Genomic DNA, 20,752 nt, shown 5'->3' with positions numbered 1-20,752 from the left:
TTTATTATTTTGAGAGCTGTTCTCTTGTGTAGTCAAGCAGACCACCTGCAAGGATAATATCCTTTGTTCTACCTGTAAGCTCGCAGAGAACTGGTATCTCAACACCTGTTGTCTTATTCACAACAGTAAGCTTAGACATATCAGCCTCAACATCTGCACGAACATCAGCAAGAACAATCTCATCGCCCTGATTTATCTTGTCATAGTCAGCTTCATTTACAAATGTGAGCGGAAGGATACCTGCGTTGATAAGATTAGCTCTGTGTATTCTTGCAAAGCTTTTAACAAGAACAGCCTTTATGCCAAGATAGAGAGGAGCAAGTGCTGCGTGTTCTCTTGATGAACCCTGACCGTAGTTTGAACCGCCTACGATTATTGACTTGCCCATGTTCTTTGCACGTCTTGGGAAGTCCTCATCACATACTGTAAAGCAGTGCTGTGAAATAGCAGGTATATTTGAACGCAGTGGAAGTATCTTCGCACCGGCAGGCATGATGTGGTCTGTTGTGATGTTGTCGCCCACTTTAAGTGATACCTGACAATCAATGCTGTCATCAAGCGGTGAAGTCTGTGGGAAAGGCTTGATATTTGGTCCTCTAAGAACCTCAACGCTGTCCATATCAGCCTCGTCAGCTGGCGGAACAACCATATTGTCGTTTATCTTGAAATGTTCAGGAAGCTTGAACTCAGGCATATCTCCAAGTGTTCTTGGGTCAGTGAGGTATCCTGTGAGAGCTGAAACAGCAGCCATTTCAGGTGATACCAGATAGATCTGACCGTCCTTTGTGCCTGAACGGCCCTCGAAGTTTCTGTTGAATGTTCTAAGTGAAACACCCTTTGAGTTAGGTGACTGACCCATACCGATACATGGACCGCAAGCGGATTCAAGTATTCTTGCGCCTGCTGCTATCATATCAGCAAGTGCGCCATTCTCAGCGATCATGTTAAGTACCTGCTTTGAGCCTGGAGCGATTGCAAGTGAAACGCTAGGGTCAACTGTCTTGCCCTTAAGAATGTGAGCTACTTTCATCATGTCAACATAAGAAGAGTTTGTGCATGAGCCGATACAAACCTGATCTATCTTAAGTTTTCCGATCTCATTTACGCTCTTAACGTTGTCAGGAGAATGAGGACAGGCAGCCAGTGGTACGAGCTGTGAAAGATCGATATCTATCTGTTCGTCATAAACAGCGTCATCATCAGCCTTAAGCTCGCTCCATACGTCAGCTCTGTCCTGAGCCTTCAAAAATGCAAGTGTTGTTTCGTCAGAAGGGAAGATAGATGTAGTTGCACCAAGCTCAGCACCCATATTTGTGATAGTTGCTCTCTCAGGGACTGTAAGTGTCTTTACGCCCTCGCCGCAGTATTCTATAACTTTGCCTACGCCGCCCTTTACAGACATTCTTCTGAGAACTTCAAGGATAACGTCCTTAGCTGATACCCATGGAGAAAGCTTGCCTGTGAGATTTACCTTTACTATCTTAGGATATGTGATGTAATAAGCACCACCACCCATTGCAACTGCAACATCAAGTCCACCTGCACCTATAGCGATCATTCCGATACCACCGCCTGTTGGAGTGTGGCTGTCAGAGCCTATAAGAGTCTTACCTGGTATGCCGAAACGCTCAAGATGTACCTGATGACAGATACCGTTTCCGGGACGTGAAAAATAAATGCCGTGCTTCTTGCAGACAGAACCGATAAATCTGTGGTCGTCGGCATTCTCAAAGCCTGACTGAAGCGTGTTGTGGTCGATATAAGCTACAGACTTTTCCGTTCTGACACGAGGAACGCCCATTGCCTCATATTCAAGATAAGCCATTGTACCTGTTGCGTCCTGAGTAAGCGTCTGGTCGATACGGATACCGATCTCCTGACCCTTAACAAATTCGCCGTCAACAAGATGTGCTTTAAGTATTTTTTCTGTTAAAGTAAGTCCCATTGTAACAACAATCCTTTCAAAAATAACTGATATTAATATTTTATAACAAATTGCGATTTTTGTCAAGGTAAATATAAACATTTGCAAGATTTTAAAACGTTTTAGTGTATATTTTTACACGCTATACTGAAATATACTGCATAAATTTTCATGTCAGCTGGGTTATTACTTGACACAAACAGCCGTATATTATATAATAGTTGTTGTTATAGAACTATCAGGGCGGTGATAAGCGTGAAAATAAAAGGAATATTGTTATTTTTGTCAGTAGCAATGCTTTGTCTGGTAAGCTGTTCCGAGTCGCCAAAACCGACAACTGTGGTAGATAATTCGTTTGCTGCGGCAACTACGTCTGAGGCTGACAGCTACAGCGACAGCACAAATTCCTACTATGACAGCACACCTATCTCGCAGGCATACCTAACAGGAGATACATCAAGTCTTGATGAAAAGCAGACTGAAATATATAACAAAGCAGTTTCGACGATAAATGACCTTATCACACCTGACATGAACGATTACGAAAAAGAGCTTGCGGTACATGATTATATAGTCGGCTGTGCAAGCTATGACGAAGCACATCTCAATGCGCTTGGTATTGGCCTGCCAAACTCTGATAATCCATATGGCTGTCTAATAAACGGAAAAGCAATATGCTCAGGCTATTCCACAACGTTTCAGCTTTTTATGGATATGCTGAAAATACCCTGCAAGACCATATACGCCACAGATTTTGAGGGCGACGATCACTCATGGAACATAGTTCAGATAAGCGGTAGTTGGTATTATGTTGACGTCTGCTGGGACGATCCTATCCCTGACTTTACGGATAGACCAGTAAGGCACAAGTATTTTAACGTCTCAAAAGAATACATGAAAACAAAACACGTCTGGGACGATACAGAGCTTCCTTATACAGATAGTACAAAGTTCAGCTATATTACGCAGACAGTTACGCATATAAACTCAGTAGATGAGATAGAGAGCCTTATGGAAAAGGCTTTGGATAATATGCAAGACAGCGTGGCGGTAACGTCAGATATGAGCGATTTCCAATTCAGTGAAACTGACCAGATAGACACGAACTTCAATGAGAGAAATATCAAAGGGCTTAGCAAAGTTTTTGACAGCTTCTGCGAAAAGCATACAGATCATCAGGTATACTGTCAACGCGTCCAAAACGGAAATGATATAGTTTTGGTGATATACATGAGAAAATTCAGATAGGAGAGAGCAATGAAATTCAGACCTTGCATAGATATCCATAATGGTAATGTAAAACAGATAGTGGGCGGAAGCCTTTCTGATAAAAACAATTATGCTGTGGATAACTTCGTTTCAGAATATGACGGCGCTTATTATGGCAAGCTTTATAAGTCATACGGACTGACAGGAGGACATATTATTATACTGAACCCTGTCGGCAGCGAATTTTACAACGCAGACCTCGAACAAGCCTACAGTGCATTATCCGCATTTGAGGGTGGATTGCAGATAGGCGGCGGTATAAATGATGAAAACGCCGCACAATTTCTTGAAAAGGGCGCAAGCCATGTTATCGTGACGAGCTTTGTTTTCAAAAACGGTGTTGTTAATTTCGATAATCTGAACAGACTGGTGAAGTCCGTTGGCAAAAGCAGACTTGTTCTTGACCTTTCCTGCCGCAAAAGGGACGGAAAGTATTATGTTGTGACCGACCGTTGGCAGAAGTTCACCGATATTGAAATGAACAGCCAGACCCTAGAAATGTTCTCAGAATACTGTGATGAATTTCTTATCCATGCCGTTGACACAGAGGGCAAAGCAAAGGGCATTGAGCCGCAGATAGCAAAGATAATGGGAAAATACTGCACCATTCCATCGACCTATGCCGGAGGAATTTCCTCATTTGACGACCTCGATACGCTAAAAGAACTCGGCAGGGGAAAGATAGATTTCACCATAGGCTCAGCCCTTGACATTTTCGGTGGAAATATGAACTTTGAAAAAGTCGCTGTCTACGGCAAATAGTCCTGCCTTATGCAATAAACACAATATTTAAAGCTGTTTTCTGCATATTTTGGCACAAAAAAGATTTGCAATTTAAGTCTAAATATGTTATAATATTATGATACTAATTCAGAAAGGACGAGTTTTTATGTCTAAGATCCGAGTTGCCGTTATTTTCGGCGGAAAATCAAATGAGCACGACGTATCTGTTGTTTCTGCAACTCACGTTATAAAGAGTATACCAAAGGACAAATATGATGTTATTTGTATCGGAATAACAAAAAAAGGTCACTGGATGAAATATATAGGAGATGTTGACGATATTGCATCAAACAAATGGGAACAGCACCCTGATAATGTTCCATGCGTTCTCAGCCCTGACCCTCTTCACAAGGGCTTTATCGCTCTTGGAGAAAACGGCGAATATCAGAATGTAAAAGTTGACGTTATTTTCCCAGTCCTTCACGGAAAGAATGGTGAAGACGGCACTATTCAGGGGCTTTTTCAGCTTGCTGAGATACCATTTGTAGGCTGTGACTGCATATCCTCTGCAAACTGCATGGATAAGGGACTTACACACACTGTTCTTGACGCAAACGGCATAAAGACAGCAAAGTGGGTAGGCATTATAACCTCAGAGCTTTCACATCTTGACAAAAAGTGTAACGAAATGGAAAGCAAGCTTGGCTATCCTATGTTCGTCAAGCCTGCAAACTGCGGTTCTTCTGTGGGCGTTTCAAAAGCTAAAAACAGAGATGAACTTAAAGCTGCCATAAAGCTTGCTTTTGCACATGACAGCAAGGTCATTGTAGAAGAAACTATAGTTGGCATGGAGTGTGAGTGTGCGGTAATGGGCAATGACGAGCCTTTTGCTTCAACTGTCGGTGAAGTATGCTCCGCAAATGACGAGTTTTACGATTTTGACGCAAAATATAATGACGCCGCTTCCAAAACGCTTATCCCTGCAAGAATGAGCGAGGAGAGCATTGAAGAAATAAGAAAGACGGCTGTCAAGGCATACAGAGCAATGGGTTGCAGCGGACTTTCAAGAGTAGACTTTTTCCTTATGAAAGACGGCACTGTTATTCTTAATGAGATAAATACTCTCCCAGGTCACACGCCTATAAGTATGTATCCACAGCTTATGCAGTACGAGGGAATGACCCCTGCACAGCAGGAAGATAAGCTTATCAAGCTGGCACTTGATAAGGCGGAGGTTGATTATGAATAACGCCGCCATTGGAGTTTTCGACTCAGGAGTTGGCGGGCTTACCTGTGTGAAAGAGCTTATAAAGCTTCTGCCAAATGAAAATATCGTTTATCTTGGCGACACGGCAAGAGTGCCATACGGCTCAAAAAGCAGAGAGACTATAATGAGCTATGCCAGACAGGATATAGAGTTTCTTAAACAGCATAACGTTAAAATGATACTCGTTGCTTGCGGTACAGTTTCTTCTGTATTGCCTGCAATGGATATAAAGTCAGATATCTCCATAAGCGGAGTTGTTGAGCCTGCTGTAAAGGCTGCCTGCTCTGCTACAAAGAATAACAGGATAGGCGTTATAGCCACAAGTGCGACTATAAAGAGCGGCATTTACGGCAAAGCTATAAGAAGCATTAACCCTAACATCAAGGTGGTCGGCAAGGCTTGTCCTATGTTCGTGCCACTGGTAGAGAATGGCTATACTGCTCCTGATTGCGTGCCTGCAAGGTATATCGCACAGGAGTATCTTGAAATAATGAAAAAAGAAGACGTTGATACTCTTATTCTCGGCTGTACTCACTATCCACACCTCACTGAACTAATTTCAGATATAATGGGCGAGGGCGTAACACTTGTTTCATCAGGTGCAGAGCTTGCGAAATATGCACTCAACTCCCTTTCATACAGCGATGATACGGCTGAAAGAGAAGAGCGTGAGAGCCTTGAGCTTTACTGTACCGACAGCGTTGAGCTGTTTTCTGAGAATGTTGAACGTTTTCTCGGAAACAATATCAATGCACAAATATCAAAATGCAGCCTAAAGCTGTAAACTGGAGGATTTTATTTGACCAGCAAGGAAGTATCAATAAAACTTGTTAGCCGTCAAAGCGACGGTAATACCAAGGAAGAAACAGAGCTTATCTCAGCAGGACTTTATGAAGCAACCGAAAAAGGATATCGCATATCGTATGAGGAGTCTGAGGCAACAGGATTTGAAGGAAGCGTTACAACGCTAGAAACCGAAGGATGCCGCAAGGTGACTATGAACAGAACCGGAACGGTTGAAGCGAATCTTGTTGTTGATATAGGCGAAAAGCAGCATTGCGTTTATGGCACTCCATACGGTGATTTTATGATAGGCATAACCGCTAAAACCATAAGATCAGATCTTGACGAAAACGGTGGAATGCTTTTCTTTCACTATGTTTTAGATGTCAATTCAAGCTATATCGGTGATTTTGAGATAGCTATAGAAGTAAAAGCGGCAAATGTTGTCGCATAATTATATTTGGAAGGACGGAAAAATAATATGACTAATCTCATAAGCGACGCATTTATTCAGGCTAAGGAGCTTGTAATGAAGGCTATGGGCGAGCTTGTTGCAGACGGAACTTTTCCAGCAGAGCCTGTTCCTGCATTTAATACGGAGATACCTGCCGACTCAAAAAATGGTGACGTTTCCACTAATGCCGCAATGGTATGTGCAAGACCTTTCAGAAACAATCCAAGAAAAATAGCAGAAGCTATCGTATCAAAGATAGACCTTAACGGCTCATACTTTGCAAGATGTGAAGTGGCAGGTCCTGGGTTCATCAACTTTTTCTATTCTCCTGAATGGTATGCAACTGTAGTTGCCACTGTTTTGGAGCAGAAAGAGAAATACGGTGAAACTGACCTTGGCGCTGGGAAGAGCGTTCTTGTGGAATTTGTTTCTGCAAATCCAACAGGTCCTATGCACATAGGCAATGCAAGAGGCGGAGCTATAGGCGATTGTCTTGCGTCTGTTCTTGAAAAGGCAGGCTATGAGGTAGCAAGAGAGTTCTATATCAATGACGCAGGCAATCAGATAGAGAAGTTCAAGACTTCACTCGAAGTTAGATATCTTCAGATATACAAGCCTGAAACTGAGCTTCCGGAGGACGCTTATCAGGGTCAGGACATAATCGACCATGCAAACGCATTCAATGAGATATACGGCGATAAGTATGTGAACGCTGACAGCGAGGAACGCCGTCAGGCACTTTGCGATTTTGCTCTGCCAAAGAATATTCAGAAACTCCACGACGACCTTGGCAAATACAGAATACAGTATGACAAGTGGTTCAACGAAAGCACACTTCATAAGGACGGCTCAGTTCAGAGAGTTATCGAACAGCTCAAAGCAAGCGGTCATACCTATGAAAAAGATGGTGCCCTTTGGTTTAAAACAACAGAGTTCGGTGACGAAAAGGATAGAGTTCTCGTTCGTGAAAACGGTGTGCCAACATATCTTGTGCCTGATATCGCATACCACTACAACAAGCTTGCAGTAAGAAAATTCGATAAGGCTGTAGATATTTTCGGTGCGGACCACCACGGATATATAGCTCGTATTAAAGCTTCTATGACAGCACTTGGCGTTGACGCTGACAGACTTGACATTGTTATCATGCAAATGGTAAACCTTGTCCGTAACGGTGAAAAGTATAAGCTTTCAAAGCGTTCAGGCAAAGCTATCACTCTGTCAACTCTTCTTGACGAAATACCGATAGACGCAGCAAGATTTTTCTTCAATCTCCGTGAGCCTAACTCTCACTTCGATTTTGACCTTGACCTTGCCGTATCTCAGACAAGCCAGAATCCAGTTTACTATGTACAGTATGCACACGCAAGAATTTGTTCTGTCCTTAAAAAGATGAACGAAGAAGGCATTGAAGTTAAGAGCCTCGACAAGGCGGCTCTCAGCGTCCTCACAGCGCCTGAGGAGCAGGAGATGATAAAACACCTTGCTACTCTGCCGAACGTTATAAACGAGGCTGCAAAGGCTTATGACCCAGCTAAGGTAACAAAGTATGTTATAGACCTTGCTACAATGTATCACAAGTTCTATAACAACTGCCGTATCATGGGAGAAGACGAGAGCGTTATGCAGGCAAGACTTTCACTTTCACTTGCAGTTAAGCAGGTAATAAAGAATATTCTTGATATGCTCAAGATAACTTGCCCAGAGTCTATGTAATAAAATATCAGACCCGACCGTGGAAAACTCTACGATCGGGTCTTTTGTTATTTCTGGGTATTTCTTATGTAGTGGAATAGATATTGCTGTGCAATGCCCTCAACACCCTTCACACAAGAGGGAAGTCCGTTCGGATACCACTGTGCAAGCACTCGCTTCACCCACACGTCTTTTGGGAAAGCGTCCGTTTTGTAAAAGCCGAAAAGCAGTGTACAATCAGCAACTTTCGGACCAACACCCTTTATCTTCATAAGCTCGTTTCGTGCATCGTCAAGGGGCATTTCTTTTATCTTTTGGTAGTCTATATCACCGCTCAAAACCTTTTTAATGGCGTCAACAAGATATTTTGCTCTGAACCCTGAACGCAGATACGCAAGGCTGTCAACCGTTTCATCTGCCATATCTTCAGCAGAAGGGTAGCCGCCGTAATGCTCACACAAACGTCCTATAATGCCCTTTATCCTTGGGATATTGTTGTTCTGACTTATTATAAAGGAAGATAACGCCTCCCAACTGTCCTGCCTGAGTATTCTTATGCCGCCTGCAAATGAACAGGCTTTTGACAGAGTTTCGTTCTCAGAGAAGCGGCGTTTAAGCTCCCCGTAATCAGTATTCAGGTCAAAATAATCGATCCAAATGTTTTCAAAGTTCTGCACAGTAGTGTCATGAAGCCTAAACACGCCATTTTCGGGTTCCTCACTTATGGTAAGTTTGTTGTTAAGGAAAGCTCCGCTGTAAGTTTTTTTATCTATCTTCTCCCAGCGAAAAGCCTGTCCGCAATCAAGTGTATCATCTAGTCCAAAATCAGACTGTTTCAGCAAAATGTCACTGCCGCTTTGTGTATAATCCATAAAATTCAGCTCCTATTTATTATAAAATCATCGAATCTACTTGCAAAATTCTACAAAAAATATTATACTATAAATATTAGTATTTTTCAAGCGGATAAAATAAACATATCTAAGAAAGGATAGATCATATGAGAGAAAGCATTCTGACAATACCTGTCACAGATATATTTGAGCCGAAATGCGGCTGCCCAATATGCCGCCTGCGTGATACGTTGGAGCAGAGAACTGTTGAATACATAATGGGAGCGGCTATGATGGAGCCAGACGTGCGTATTGAGACCAATAAGCTCGGTTTCTGCAAAACACATTTTGAACAGATGAGAGCCTGCAAAAATAGACTGTCACTTGCGCTTATGCTTCAATCACATTTGCAGGATATGCAAAAGCATATTTTCACACGAAAGAAAATGTTTGAGGGCAAGACAGCAAAGCAAAAGAAAGTCAGCGCAGTAAATAACGAATGTTTTGTATGCAGCAAGGTGGATTGGGGAATGTCAAGGATACTCGTTACGCTGTTTGAGATGTATGTTCAACAGCGTGATTTCAGAGATCTTTTTGCTCAGCAGGAAATGCTTTGTCTGCCGCACTATGACCTTTTAGTGTCTATGTGTACTGAAAATATGGATAAGAAATATCAGAAGCAGTTTATTGACGCTTGCGGCGAGCTGACAAGCAAATATCTTGACACTCTTGAAGCGGACGTATCACACTACTGCAAGATGTATGACTACCGTAACACAGGAGCAAATGCCGATTGGGGAAACTCAAAAGACTCCATAGAGCGTGCTATAAAATTTCTTACCACAAGATAAGAAATTTTCGTTACTTTTCGTTACAATGGTTACAGCTTAGATTTTATGCATAAGATTGTAAAAGTACAATTATATGTACAGAAGATCAGCTTATATCATTTAATAGGTCATTGTTCTTTGATCAGGTCATTTTTTTGTACTTTGAATCTAGCATTGTAAATTTATTCTCAAACAAATTCAAAAATTATGTAAAGTGCGGTCATTCCACTGCTGACAAATAACCTTCAACAGACAAGTTTGTATGTTAATATATTCGTAACATTCTCGTGTGTATTTGTTCCCAAAAGTTAGCGTTTTTTCGCTTAAATGGTCGATTTTCGTTATAATATGAAGTTTTCAACAGCCTGCAAATACCGATAAAACCATGAGTTTTCAACGTTTTCAACATGGTTTTCAACAGAAAATGCCCCTACGAATGTTGAAAACTTTTCATATTCAACATTTTTGCGTTGAAATGTTGAATATTGCACTTTTTTAATGCCAACAATCAGTAATATAATCAAGTAATTGGTATTTAGAGGAGTTGACCGTCATGCTCAAAGGAATTAATAAACAAATCATCGAAATAAAGTGTACAGAAAATGAATGTTTTGATAAGATTCTATTATTTGTAAACGCAAATAAAAATCATCTACACCCTGATATTTTAAGAAAAAATGCTGTTGATATCGCAAGTGCGATAACGGGGGACAAAATGTTTTCGACAAACAGAAAATTCAACTTTGCGGCTATGATATCAACTATAATGGGTGTGGCATTGCTTGTTATGCTGCTTATCGCATTGTGTATGTGATAAGCATAAATATCATTGATAAAATTTGTGTAAATCGTCGAAAGTCTATATAAAAAGCCTGTTTACTATTGGCATTATGGTTTTTTTGTGGTATAATTACGAGTAGTATATTTTTTTGAAAAGGAAAATTCAATGAGTAATTATCAAGATAAAAATAATAATTTAGACGAAGAAAATGAACTGCAGCTTATAATTGGCAGAAACCCTGTTATCGAGGCTTTAAAAGCAAATAAGCTGATCGACACTATCTATATTAACCCTGAGGCTAAAGGCTCTATAACACTTATTTGTAGACTTGCAAAGGAAAAAGGCATAAATGTCAAGCGTGTTACCGAAACAAAACTCAACAATATGAGCAGGGGAGCTTCACATCAGGGTGTTATTGCTATGGGTGCGTGTGCGGAGTATGTGTCTCCGGAGGATATTCTCAGTATTGCAAATGAAAAGGGAGAGGATCCTTTCATTATCATTTGCGATGAGATAGAAGATCCGCATAATCTCGGTGCAATAATCAGAACGGCTGAGGCGGCAGGTGCTCACGGCGTTATCATTCCAAAGAGAAGAAGTGCATCATTGAACGCAACTGTTTTCAAAACGTCCGCAGGTGCAGCAAGCTGGTTGCCTGTTGCAAGAGTTTCAAATCTTGCAGCAACTATTGATATGCTTAAAGAAAACGGTGTGTGGATATACGGAACTGACGGCGAGGGTCAGAGCTATACTGAAGTTAAGCTAACTGGTCCTATAGGGCTGATAGTCGGCTCTGAGGGCTTTGGCATGGGACGTTTAATAAAAGATAAATGTGATTTTTTGCTTAGTTTGCCTATGGCAGGCAAAGTCAATTCTTTGAATGCTTCCGTTGCGGCGGGCATTTTTATGTATGAAGCCGTAAGACAGAGAAATCTATAAGGAACAGGGAGGTTAAAGCTTTGGCTGATAAATTCTCAATAGACGATATAATTTCAGAATACAGCGAAAAAGTTGAAAATGATTTAAAGACTGACGAGTCACAGGAAAACGATGAAAATTTAAATGAAGATACTAATATTGATGAGAGTATTGAAAAAGATAATGATACCAGCGATATAGATAGTGACGGCTATGATCCAATAAAAGCAACAGATTTTGATGATGAATTGGCGTCAGATCATACGAATGAGAAAAAACGTAACGAGGAAAATGCTGCACTTATAAATAATCTCACCAAACATAAAAAAGGCAAGGCTGCAAAACAGAGCATTCCGCCTGTGAACAGGGCAAGCCTTAAAGATATCAAAATGGGACTGACGGGAAAAATAATCCCGAAAACAGAGGAGTTTGACAAGGCACTTATCCCTGATGACGCCACCTATGAGGAAAAATCCTCTATATTGTCACAGCACAGAAAGAAGAAAGTTGACAGCTTTGTTCTTAAAACTGACGAGCAGGAAAGCGAGCCTTACAGTGATGATACAAACGATAAAGACAAGGCAGGGCAGACGGAGTTTAAGAAGTTTGATGATGCCGAAAAGGTTTTTGGCTCTATCCGTCATGTGAAGAGCAACCTTGTTCTAAGGCTTTGTGTGCTTCTGTTTACGGGCATTTTCAGCACATTCATCACGGTTGCAAATGACCTGGAACTGCCTCTTATAAAGACATTTGACAGGACGATAACCCCTGCGGCATATCTTTTTGCAAACACTATTTTGGGTCTTATTTCTATAGCGGTGTGCTATAACGTGCTTCTTGCAGGAATGAAAAGCCTATTTAAAAAAGAGGCAGATAATGATACAATAGCAGCGATAGGTATTTTTATTACAGTCATTGCAGGAATAATAAATCTATTTGACCCTGAGTCTATTCGTGACAGTGTTTACCATGTTTACATATCCGTTGCAATCGTGGGTCTGATATTCAATACTCTTGGAAAACTTATGGTGGTAAAACGTACTGAGCGTAATTTTAGGTACGTTGCAGGAGATTTTGAGAGATATGCAGTTACATCCGTTGAAGATGAGGAAATAGCAGAAAACTTCACAAGAGGTGCTGTTGCAGAGCCAAAGATAGCAGCTATGCGCAAAACCGAGTTTGTGGACGATTTTATGAAGAACAGCTACACTTCTGATATCTCAGATGAGTATTCAAAGAAAATAAGTCCTTATATCCTCATTGCAGGCGTTGTTATAGCACTTTTGTCACTTATATTTGATAAGGGTGCGTCAAACATGAAAGAACGTTTGTTCATAGCACTTGCGGCTTTCTCAGGCACTGTTACCATGTGTTCTTCGTTTGCGGTAATGCTTATAGTAAATGTACCTTTGGCAAGAGCTACAAAGAAGTATTTGCAGTATTCAGCGGTAATGCTGGGATATTCTTCTGTTGATGAATTTGCTGACACAAATTCACTTCTTGTTGACGCTGAACAGCTTTTCCCTAAAGGAAGCATTGAGCTTGCAAACCTTAAGCTTCTCTCAGCTATTTCTATTGAAGATTGCATTTTAATGGCGGCAAGCCTTAGCTGTCAATCGGGAAGTGTTCTTAAGTCTACATTCTACAAAATGCTCAGAGGTAAGACTGAGTTGCTTTATCCTGTTGAAAGCTACATTTATGAGGACGGTCTTGGACTTTCGGGCTGGATAGAAAACAAGCGTGTTCTTCTTGGTACAAGAGAACTCATGGAAAACCACTCTATTGACGGTCTGCCGTCAGAAGCAAAAGAGAAGGAGTATACAAATGGTAATGTTGCTGTATATCTTTCTATTTCTGGAATAACAGCAGCAATGTTCGTTATTCAGGTATCGCCTAATCTGTCCGTTACACGTTGGCTTCAGGAGCTTGAACTTGAAGGTATCACAACAGTAATAAGAACAGTTGACGGCTTCCTTTCACAGCGTTTTCTCTCTGATCTCTTTGATATTGAAAGCGACAGCGTTAAGCTTCTCAGCTTCAGATATCACAAGGATTACGAAAGCGAAACCGAGTACGTTCCACGTCAGGCTTCATCAATGCTTTGCAGCGGACATTTTCCGTCATTTGCAATGCTTGTGATAGGCGCAAAAAGGCTCAAATTTACCGCAGAGCTTGGTGCGTCAGTGATGTATGGTGCAACGATACTTGCGGCGCTCATAGCCCTTATAATGATGCTGGCAGGTTCATTTGTTCAGCTTACTCCAACGCTAGTTATCGTCTACAACCTCATTGTAATGGGAGTAGCGTTGCTTATACAGCATATCAAAAAACTATAAAAATAAAACCTCGGCCTGTAGTGATACAAACCGAGGTTATTTTTTTACTTATTGCTTATTGTCCAATCTATTGGTTGAATATTGTTGCTTACAAGGAAATCGTTAACCTTAGAAAAATGCCTGCACCCGAAAAAACCGTTATACGCAGACAATGGAGATGGATGAGCTGCCTTGAATACTGCATGAATAGGGTTCGTTATAAGCGGTGCCTTAGCCTTAGCATTGCCACCCCAAAGGATAAACGCAGTAGGCACATTACGCTCATTAAGCTTTTTTATTACAGCGTCAGTAAGCTGCTCCCAACCTTTACCCTTATGAGAATTAGGCTGACCCTGACGAACAGTAAGAACAGTGTTCATCATCAGCACGCCCTGTTTAGCCCAATCGGTAAGCTCGCCGTTATTAGGGATAGAGATACCAAGATCAGCATTAAGTTCTTTAAAAATATTCTGCAAAGACGGTGGTGGATTAACACCAGCTTTAACGGAAAAACAAAGACCATGAGCCTGTCCCGGACCATGGTAAGGATCCTGTCCAATGATAACAGCCTTGACGTTTTCATAAGGCGTGTACTTCAATGAATTGAAGATATCATGCATATCAGGATAAACAGTGAAGTGTGAATATTCGTATTTCAAAAATTCACGGAGTTTCAAATAATATTCCTTTTTAAACTCATCAGCCAGAATATCGTCCCAGCTATTTCCGATATGCACCATTATACAGCACTAATGACAGTTCCGACGATCAGACCGAGTATAAGTGCGGCAACCAAAGCGAGAACGAGTATTCTCATGACCATAGGTTTCTTGTCGTTCATTAACTATCGTTCCTTTCATAAAATATACTACTATGATTTTATCATATTTTCGCTGTAAAATCAACTGTTTGGAGAAAATTTATAAAATAATTTGTTCAAAAAATAATGAAGTGGCTCACAAAGGTTCGTAAGTAAGCCACTTCTATACACAAAAAAATATCATATGAGCAAGGTTTTAACCTCGCCTTGCTTTATATGATATAATAAATTTTGTTATCAAGGGATTACCGCAAATGTAGCATAGCTTGACAGCACGCAAAAGACAGTGTATACTTGAATTAGTGTTCAACGGATAACAGAGCAAAACGGACGAGAGCACCACAATCAGCCCCTCTCGCAGTGAGCATGGAAAGTTTCACTAAATAAAAATTTAGTGAAACTTAGAGAAGCGATAAATAAGGAGAATAGATATAAATGAAACAAGCATATATAGATGATTGCCCATATTATCTTGACGATTTTCTAACTAACATGAAAGTTGTCAAAGACCGTTCTGACCGCACTGAAGAAGCTTATTTTATTGATATCCGAACATTTCTGCGATATCTTAATGTCAAACACCATGCAGTTCCAGCCGAAACGCCTTTCAATAAAATAAAAATAAAAGAAACGCCAATAGAATGGCTCGAATGCTTTTCACTAAACGATGCTTATGTTTATTTAAAGTATCTCAAAGATGAGCGCAATAATTCCACAAAAACCCGTGCAAGAAAATGTTCAGCTTTGAAACAATTCTATGTTTATCTTTGCAAAAAAGCCAAGCTCATTTCAAACAATCCGCTTGATGATCTTGAATTGCCACATATAAATCAAGCCTTGCCTAAATATCTGTCCCTTGAACAAAGCCTTGAGCTTCTGCGTAATATCGACTCTAAAAATCAGGTGCGTGATTATTGTATCATTACTCTGTTCCTTAACTGCGGTATGCGTCTGAGTGAGCTTGTGGGCTTGAATTTAAGCGATTACAGCCGAGATAACAGAACTCTGCGTGTCCTCGGCAAAGGCCGCAAAGAGCGCATTATTTATCTTAACGACGCTTGTGTTTCTGCACTTGATGAGTATATTGACACTACCCGCCCCCACGTGGAACAAACTGCCATTTTTTTATCGGCTAACAAAACAAGGATAAACAAGCGACGTGTTCAACAAATAGTAGATGAACAGCTCCAGCGTGCAGGACTTAGCAATTTGGGTATTACCACCCACAAGCTCAGGCATACAGCCGCAACCCTAATGTACCAACACGGCGGTGTAGATACTCTTGTACTGAAAGATATACTCGGTCACAAAAGCATTGCGACCACTGAGATATACACACATTTATCTGATGAAAACATCAAAAAGGCCATGGAGTCGAATCCATTGTCTGAAGAAATTGAAAAGAAAAAGAAGTAAACAAAAAGCCATGTGAGGAAAATCACATGGTTTTTTTGCTATTTTTTCATACGAATTATAGAATGTTCCGGGAACGTCAGATCTGATCTTATCGACATCTTCATAGCTGCATGATTTGCAGTATCTATGGAGTTGTCGTATTCATCAAACATTTCCTCCACCGTGAACTTCACAGGGCTACCAACAGGTGAAAGCACTTCAATCTCGTCGCCCTTGTTGAATTTGTTTTTTTGAGTACAGTATATTCTTCCACCGCTACAACCGTCAATCACAGCCACAACATCATATTCACGAATATACCCGCCGTTTTCGTAATACTGGCTCTCCTTTGGGTGACCAAAGAAAAATCCTGTGCAGTATGCTCTGTGGCTTACCTTGAAAACTTCGTCCTTAAGCCACTGTGGCAACTCAAAATGCTCCGGATCAGACTTATAGATATCCATAGCCTTTCTATAGGCATTTGTGATAACGGACACATAATACGAAGATTTAGCTCTGCCCTCGATCTTAAAGCTGTTCACGCCTGCCTCTGCAAGCTTATCAATGTGGTTGAGCATACACATATCCTTGGCGTTGAGGATATAAGTTCCTTTTTCGTCCTCAAAAACAGGATAAAACTCATTGGTGCGCTTTTCTTCCATAAGGTGGTATCCCCAGCGGCAAGGCTGTGCGCACTCGCCACGATTTGCGTCACGGTTTACAAGGTACTGAGAAAGCAAACATCTGCCTGAAAAACTTACGCACATTGCACCATGTACAAAGCACTCAATTTCAAGATCTTTAGGGGTCTTTGCTCTTATTTCGGCGATCTCCTCGAGAGAAAGCTCTCTTGCAAGCACTACCCTCTTAGCACCCATGTTATAAAATTCATTTGCAGTAACATAATTTACTATACCAGCCTGTGTGGAAACATGGATCTCCATATCAGGTGCATATTTTTTTATCAGTGAGAAAACACCGATATCGTTGGCTATCATAGCGTCAACGCCTGCCGCAAGAGCGTCATTCACAAACTGTTCTAAATGCACTATCTCGTCATTATGAGGAAGCGTATTGCAGGTCAGATACACACGCTTACCCCTGCTGTGAGCCTCGTCACAGGCTTTTTTCAGAAGCTCAGCGTCAAAGCTTGCAGAGGCGGCTCTCATTCCGAAAGCCGTACCTCCAAGATAAACTGCATCAGCACCAAAATCCAGCGCCGCATACAGACGTTCCATATCTCCCACAGGAGCAAGAACTTCAAGCAAATTATTTTCAGTCATTAAAAATTCAATCCTTTATTACTTTTTCTTTGCAAGTCCAGCCTTAACAAGATTTTCCTCATGCTCGTCAAGTGTCTTTGCATAGAATGTTTCGCCCGTCTTAAGATTATTACAGAAGTAATAGTAATCAGTCTTCTTAGGCTCAAGAACAGCGTTTATTGCAGCCATACCAGGGTTGCATATTGGTCCTGCCGGCAAGCCCTTGCACTTATAGGTATCATAACACTCGGTATAATGCTCGATAGAAGCTGTGTTGTCAGCCTCGGTCTTTATAACATTCTTAATATAATTTGTTGTTGTATCAGACTGGAGCATAGGATAGGTGTCAGGGTCGTCAAGTCTGTTCAGGAATACCGAAGCTACCTTTGGCATTTCGTCCTCAGAAGCGGCTTCAAGCTGAACGATAGAAGCAAGGGTCATAACTTCGTTAAGTGACATACCGGAATTTTTGATCTTAGCTTTGACGGTTTCGTATTTCTTTTCAAACTGCTCTCTCAGCTTCTTGGTAACGTTTCCTGCGCTGTCATTCACATAAAACTCATATGTATCAGGATAGAAATAGCCTTCCATTCGATAGAACATATCGCCGTTATCATCAACATCATTTTCAAAGTCAAAGCCTTGATTTTTATTGAATTCAAACAGGAAGTCGTCAGCAGTGCAGACCTCATTATCTTCAAGCTTTTTAGCTATGTCAAGAAGATTTTCTCCCTCTGTGAATGTAATGCTTACAGTCTTGTATGACTCTCTCATTTGTGAAAGTTTTTCGATTATTTCAGAATATCCGCTTGATGGCTGAAGTGTGATATCACCAGGATATATAGCTGCCGGCTTTTCAAATTTCAAAGCAAGCATAAACAGCTTTTTGTTCTTTATAACTCCCTCATTTACAAGTATATCAGCTATCTCACTGTTTGTTGAGCCTGCAGGGATATTAAATCTGATATCCTCGTCAGTTTTTCCGATACCATAATACTCCATGCCAATAGAAATGCCGCCCACTGCAAGCACTAAAGAAACTGTAAGAATTACTATAACAAGTATAATTCCGCCAAACACCGAATTATTCACCTTGCTTTTCTTTCTTTTTTTCTTTTTCTTCTTGCTGCTTTTTGACTTTTTTTCTTGCTTTTCGGGCTTCTCAGGCTCTTTATCCTCGTCTTCTTCGCCATTGTCTTCCTCTGACTTGTCCTCGTGAAAAGCTAGGATAGGTTCAGGCTTGTCATCGGTCGCTTCTGGAGTTTCCTGTGGTTTCTCGTCAGTATTATCTGCCTGTTCACAGGCTTCGGAACTGTTCTCAGTGTCAGCGATAGGCTCTGCTTCAACGCTTTCTTCGTCCGCTTCATTTTTCTCGGCAGACTTTATCTTTGCGTTGACATCATTTATTATATCGTCAACATTAAAATTCAGATCGTCCATTATTTACTTCCTTTCCTTTGTGTTTATAGTATATATATTCTTATCAGTAAATACCTTGTCTACAGAGATATCATAGCCGTCATGACAAAATCTTTCTGACATACAGTTATCGTAACATAAACCTAGCTTTATGCCATTATAATCAGCCAAAAATCTGTCATAAAAGCCCATACCAAAGCCAAGCCTGTATCCGTCTTTATCATACGAAAGCGCAGGCACGATACACAATGCATTGTCAAAAACGTAGTATTTCTCACAACTTTCATCAGGCTCAAAAATGCCAAACCTACCCTCTTTGAGATCATAGATGCTGTTTATTCTGTAAAAATACATAATATTGCCGTTTTTTTCACATCTCGGGCATAGCACTATCTTGCTCTTTAGCGCCTTTCTTACTATCTCCGCCGTAGACACTTCAATATCAGAGGAAACATATGCAAGCACAGTTGTGCAGCTTTTATACTCTTCGCTGTCAAGGAAAGCTTGCTGAACAGCCACATCTGCCTGTTTTCTTTCTTCCGCAGACATACTAAGACGTATCTCTTTGAAATGCTTTCTTAAAGCTTTTTTATCTGTCATTTGCTCTGCATACCTGATTCAAGGGCTTCTGCCTTTTCTTTTGAAACAAGAAGCTCTACAAGCTTGAGTGCAAACTTCATGCTGCAGCCAGCGCCCTTTGCAGTGATGAACTTACCGTCAACAGCCACAAGTCTGGCAGAATGTATCGCACCTTTAAGATCTTTCTCATAACCTGGAAAACAAGTTGCATATCTGCCGTCAAGAAGACCCTTATGACCGATTATGGACGGAGCGGCACATATCGCCGCAATGTATCTGTTATTATCAGCACAGTAATCAACCGCACCAAGCACATCAGGGCTTGCTTCAAGATTTAAAGTACCCGGCATACCACCTGGAAGAACTATCATTTCGAGCTCGTCATTAAGAACTATCTTATCCACTGTTGTATCGGTCTTGACAGGAATGTTGTGTGAGCTGACTATCATATCAGAGCCTACACCTACAGTAAAAACTTCAACGCCTGCTCGTCTGAGCAGATCCACAGGGGCAAGAGCCTCCATTTCCTCAAAACCATTGGCAAGAAATACATAAACCATAACAAATGACTCCTTTCGATCATCTGAAAGTAATTACATTTTTATTCAAAAGAAAAGCAGGATTATAAGAAAGCTTTGACTTTCTAAGACCCTCTATTCCTAGATCCTCTTCCCTGTTGATGAAGCTGAGACCCTTTGCGTTATGCGACGCAAACTGATTACACAGCATAGGATATGCACCCTGAACGTCAGCGAGTGCTTTTTCTATATGCACCACAAAGGTATCCGAATTTATTTGTTCACCAACCGTAAAGCCTGTCATTTTATCATTTCTGTAAAGCACAGCGCCTTTAAGTCCGAGCCTATCCATATTCGTAAGAAAAAGATCAATAGCATATTGCTCAACCACTGCCGAAGGATCGTCAGCGTTGTCGTTCTTATTATAAAACTCAGCCGAAAATTCAATACAACTGTCTATTTCCTTATCAGTAAGCTCTCTGTATTCCCAAGGCTCGTCCATGAAACGCTTTATGTGGTTACGCTTGCCGTGATACTTTTTGCCTTTAAGCTCGATAAGGTCGGAAGCATTGTAAATATAGTCTGAACTGTCCCTATCATACTCGCAGATGATTTTATCACCATAATATTCTTTTATCCAGCTTAGGTTATCATCTGTTACAGAAGATACGATAAGCGGCTTTCCCTGGGCGGAAACATATTCTTTAAGCTCATCAAAAAGCCTGATATATTTTTCTTTGCCCTCAACGTCTATTTTAACGCCCGCAGGAAATGTAAAATACGGCTGACCGTCCTCAAAGGAACAGCTTATATAAAAATCACCATGATGTGTTATTACAGTGTCATTAAGTCTTTGCCACGCCATATTATTTGCAAAGCAATATTCTGCTCCTCTGAAATCTGATACTGCAAGACACTTGGTTATCCATTCTTTGTCCTCAAAACTTATTTTTCTGAAATCAAACAT

Annotated in this window: 18 protein-coding genes; 10 read left to right on the top strand and 8 right to left on the bottom strand. The window is 40.9% G+C overall.

Translation table 11 applies throughout. The features are described 5' to 3' along the window. Nucleotides 1-4: 4 nt before the first annotated feature. The gene (locus tag DWW81_RS07635) at nt 5-1,945 is read right to left on the bottom strand and encodes an aconitate hydratase (RefSeq protein WP_022286896.1); all 1,941 of its coding nucleotides are present in this window, start codon (nt 1,943-1,945) and stop codon (nt 5-7) included. 234 nt (nt 1,946-2,179) lie between these two features. Between DWW81_RS07635 and DWW81_RS07630 the strand changes: the two genes are divergently transcribed. The 6 genes from DWW81_RS07630 (at nt 2,180) to argS (ending at nt 8,136) form a co-directional block, all read left to right on the top strand. Next, entirely contained in the window at nt 2,180-3,172 is a 993-nt protein-coding gene (locus DWW81_RS07630) for a transglutaminase domain-containing protein (RefSeq protein ID WP_147338972.1), read from the top strand. A 9-nt stretch (nt 3,173-3,181) separates the two neighbouring features. Next, complete coding sequence (gene hisA, locus DWW81_RS07625) at nt 3,182-3,955, top strand: phosphoribosylformimino-5-aminoimidazole carboxamide ribotide isomerase (RefSeq protein ID WP_117897250.1); 774 nt, start codon at nt 3,182-3,184, stop codon at nt 3,953-3,955. 127 nt (nt 3,956-4,082) lie between these two features. Further along, nucleotides 4,083-5,165 carry a D-alanine--D-alanine ligase family protein gene (locus tag DWW81_RS07620; protein WP_117897249.1) on the top strand — a complete coding sequence of 361 codons (1,083 nt, stop codon included), beginning with the start codon at nt 4,083-4,085 and terminating at the stop codon, nt 5,163-5,165. Further along, the gene (murI, locus tag DWW81_RS07615) at nt 5,158-5,967 is read left to right on the top strand and encodes a glutamate racemase (protein ID WP_022286900.1); all 810 of its coding nucleotides are present in this window, start codon (nt 5,158-5,160) and stop codon (nt 5,965-5,967) included. The genes DWW81_RS07620 and murI overlap by 8 nt, the downstream gene beginning before the upstream one ends. 15 nt (nt 5,968-5,982) lie before the next feature. Further along, complete coding sequence (locus DWW81_RS07610; protein WP_022286901.1) at nt 5,983-6,420, top strand: DUF1934 domain-containing protein; 438 nt, start codon at nt 5,983-5,985, stop codon at nt 6,418-6,420. A 27-nt stretch (nt 6,421-6,447) separates the two neighbouring features. After that, nucleotides 6,448-8,136, top strand: a complete 1,689-nt coding sequence (gene argS, locus DWW81_RS07605) for an arginine--tRNA ligase (RefSeq protein WP_117897248.1) — start codon at nt 6,448-6,450, stop codon at nt 8,134-8,136. A gap of 47 nt (nt 8,137-8,183) precedes the next feature. Here the strand turns inward: argS and DWW81_RS07600 are convergent, their stop codons facing one another. Next, on the bottom strand, nt 8,184-8,987 hold the full coding sequence (locus DWW81_RS07600; protein ID WP_117897247.1) for a DNA glycosylase: 804 nt from the start codon (nt 8,985-8,987) through the stop codon (nt 8,184-8,186). Between the two features lie 128 nt (nt 8,988-9,115). Here DWW81_RS07600 and DWW81_RS07595 point away from each other — a divergent pair, with 128 nt between their 5' ends. The 3 genes from DWW81_RS07595 to DWW81_RS07580 all read left to right on the top strand — a co-directional run bounded on the left by DWW81_RS07595 (nt 9,116) and on the right by DWW81_RS07580 (nt 13,813). Then, nucleotides 9,116-9,799: a DUF6062 family protein gene (locus tag DWW81_RS07595; RefSeq protein WP_117876055.1), complete on the top strand. Its 684-nt coding sequence runs from the start codon at nt 9,116-9,118 to the stop codon at nt 9,797-9,799. Between the two features lie 925 nt (nt 9,800-10,724). Continuing rightward, nucleotides 10,725-11,498 (top strand): 23S rRNA (guanosine(2251)-2'-O)-methyltransferase RlmB, encoded by a 774-nt coding sequence (gene rlmB, locus DWW81_RS07585; RefSeq protein ID WP_038671989.1) that lies wholly within the window; start codon nt 10,725-10,727, stop codon nt 11,496-11,498. Between the two features lie 20 nt (nt 11,499-11,518). Next, a complete protein-coding gene (locus DWW81_RS07580) occupies nt 11,519-13,813 on the top strand; it encodes a hypothetical protein (RefSeq protein ID WP_117897245.1) in 2,295 nt (764 codons plus the stop codon). Nucleotides 13,814-13,857: 44 nt separating this feature from the next. On the opposite strand, the gene DWW81_RS07575 is transcribed toward DWW81_RS07580, so the two are convergent. After that, nucleotides 13,858-14,532 carry a uracil-DNA glycosylase gene (locus DWW81_RS07575; protein ID WP_022286908.1) on the bottom strand — a complete coding sequence of 225 codons (675 nt, stop codon included), beginning with the start codon at nt 14,530-14,532 and terminating at the stop codon, nt 13,858-13,860. A gap of 515 nt (nt 14,533-15,047) precedes the next feature. On the opposite strand from DWW81_RS07575, the gene DWW81_RS07570 reads away from it, so the two are divergent. After that, complete coding sequence (locus tag DWW81_RS07570) at nt 15,048-16,028, top strand: tyrosine-type recombinase/integrase (RefSeq protein ID WP_117897244.1); 981 nt, start codon at nt 15,048-15,050, stop codon at nt 16,026-16,028. Between the two features lie 38 nt (nt 16,029-16,066). Here DWW81_RS07570 and DWW81_RS07565 read toward each other — a convergent pair whose 3' ends face one another. Genes DWW81_RS07565 through DWW81_RS07545 form a run of 5 tightly spaced genes read right to left on the bottom strand, consistent with a single transcriptional unit; the run spans nt 16,067 to nt 20,752 of the window. Next, entirely contained in the window at nt 16,067-17,290 is a 1,224-nt protein-coding gene (locus tag DWW81_RS07565; RefSeq protein ID WP_181982700.1) for a U32 family peptidase, read from the bottom strand. 18 nt (nt 17,291-17,308) lie between these two features. Further along, nucleotides 17,309-18,709, bottom strand: a complete 1,401-nt coding sequence (gene mltG, locus DWW81_RS07560; RefSeq protein WP_117897243.1) for an endolytic transglycosylase MltG — start codon at nt 18,707-18,709, stop codon at nt 17,309-17,311. Between the two features lie 3 nt (nt 18,710-18,712). Beyond that, the gene (locus tag DWW81_RS07555; protein ID WP_117897242.1) at nt 18,713-19,288 is read right to left on the bottom strand and encodes a 5-formyltetrahydrofolate cyclo-ligase; all 576 of its coding nucleotides are present in this window, start codon (nt 19,286-19,288) and stop codon (nt 18,713-18,715) included. Beyond that, complete coding sequence (locus DWW81_RS07550) at nt 19,285-19,827, bottom strand: DJ-1 family glyoxalase III (protein ID WP_022286914.1); 543 nt, start codon at nt 19,825-19,827, stop codon at nt 19,285-19,287. The genes DWW81_RS07555 and DWW81_RS07550 overlap by 4 nt, the downstream gene beginning before the upstream one ends. Nucleotides 19,828-19,846: 19 nt before the next feature. Continuing rightward, the gene (locus DWW81_RS07545; RefSeq protein WP_117897241.1) at nt 19,847-20,752 is read right to left on the bottom strand and encodes a phosphatidylglycerol lysyltransferase domain-containing protein; all 906 of its coding nucleotides are present in this window, start codon (nt 20,750-20,752) and stop codon (nt 19,847-19,849) included.

This window comes from Ruminococcus sp. AF17-1AC (assembly GCF_003461385.1).
In the GTDB taxonomy this organism is placed as follows: Bacteria; Bacillota; Clostridia; order Oscillospirales; family Ruminococcaceae; genus Hominimerdicola; species Hominimerdicola aceti.
The sequence above is the reverse complement of the archived record's forward strand: the minus strand, read 5'-3'. Positions and strand labels throughout refer to the sequence as shown.

Bases quoted from the DNA above. Each gene is read 5' to 3' on its own strand.
- DWW81_RS07635 (WP_022286896.1), bottom strand. From the start codon at position 1,945: ATGGGACTTACTTTAACAGAAAAAATACTTAAAGCACATCTTGTTGAC.
- hisA (WP_117897250.1), top strand. From the start codon at position 3,182: ATGAAATTCAGACCTTGCATAGATATCCATAATGGTAATGTAAAACAG.
- DWW81_RS07620 (WP_117897249.1), top strand. From the start codon at position 4,083: ATGTCTAAGATCCGAGTTGCCGTTATTTTCGGCGGAAAATCAAATGAG.
- murI (WP_022286900.1), top strand. From the start codon at position 5,158: ATGAATAACGCCGCCATTGGAGTTTTCGACTCAGGAGTTGGCGGGCTT.
- argS (WP_117897248.1), top strand. From the start codon at position 6,448: ATGACTAATCTCATAAGCGACGCATTTATTCAGGCTAAGGAGCTTGTA.
- DWW81_RS07600 (WP_117897247.1), bottom strand. From the start codon at position 8,987: ATGGATTATACACAAAGCGGCAGTGACATTTTGCTGAAACAGTCTGAT.
- DWW81_RS07595 (WP_117876055.1), top strand. From the start codon at position 9,116: ATGAGAGAAAGCATTCTGACAATACCTGTCACAGATATATTTGAGCCG.
- rlmB (WP_038671989.1), top strand. From the start codon at position 10,725: ATGAGTAATTATCAAGATAAAAATAATAATTTAGACGAAGAAAATGAA.
- DWW81_RS07575 (WP_022286908.1), bottom strand. From the start codon at position 14,532: ATGGTGCATATCGGAAATAGCTGGGACGATATTCTGGCTGATGAGTTT.
- DWW81_RS07570 (WP_117897244.1), top strand. From the start codon at position 15,048: ATGAAACAAGCATATATAGATGATTGCCCATATTATCTTGACGATTTT.
- DWW81_RS07565 (WP_181982700.1), bottom strand. From the start codon at position 17,290: ATGACTGAAAATAATTTGCTTGAAGTTCTTGCTCCTGTGGGAGATATG.
- mltG (WP_117897243.1), bottom strand. From the start codon at position 18,709: ATGGACGATCTGAATTTTAATGTTGACGATATAATAAATGATGTCAAC.
- DWW81_RS07555 (WP_117897242.1), bottom strand. From the start codon at position 19,288: ATGACAGATAAAAAAGCTTTAAGAAAGCATTTCAAAGAGATACGTCTT.
- DWW81_RS07550 (WP_022286914.1), bottom strand. From the start codon at position 19,827: ATGGTTTATGTATTTCTTGCCAATGGTTTTGAGGAAATGGAGGCTCTT.
- DWW81_RS07545 (WP_117897241.1), bottom strand. From the start codon at position 20,752: ATGTTTGATTTCAGAAAAATAAGTTTTGAGGACAAAGAATGGATAACC.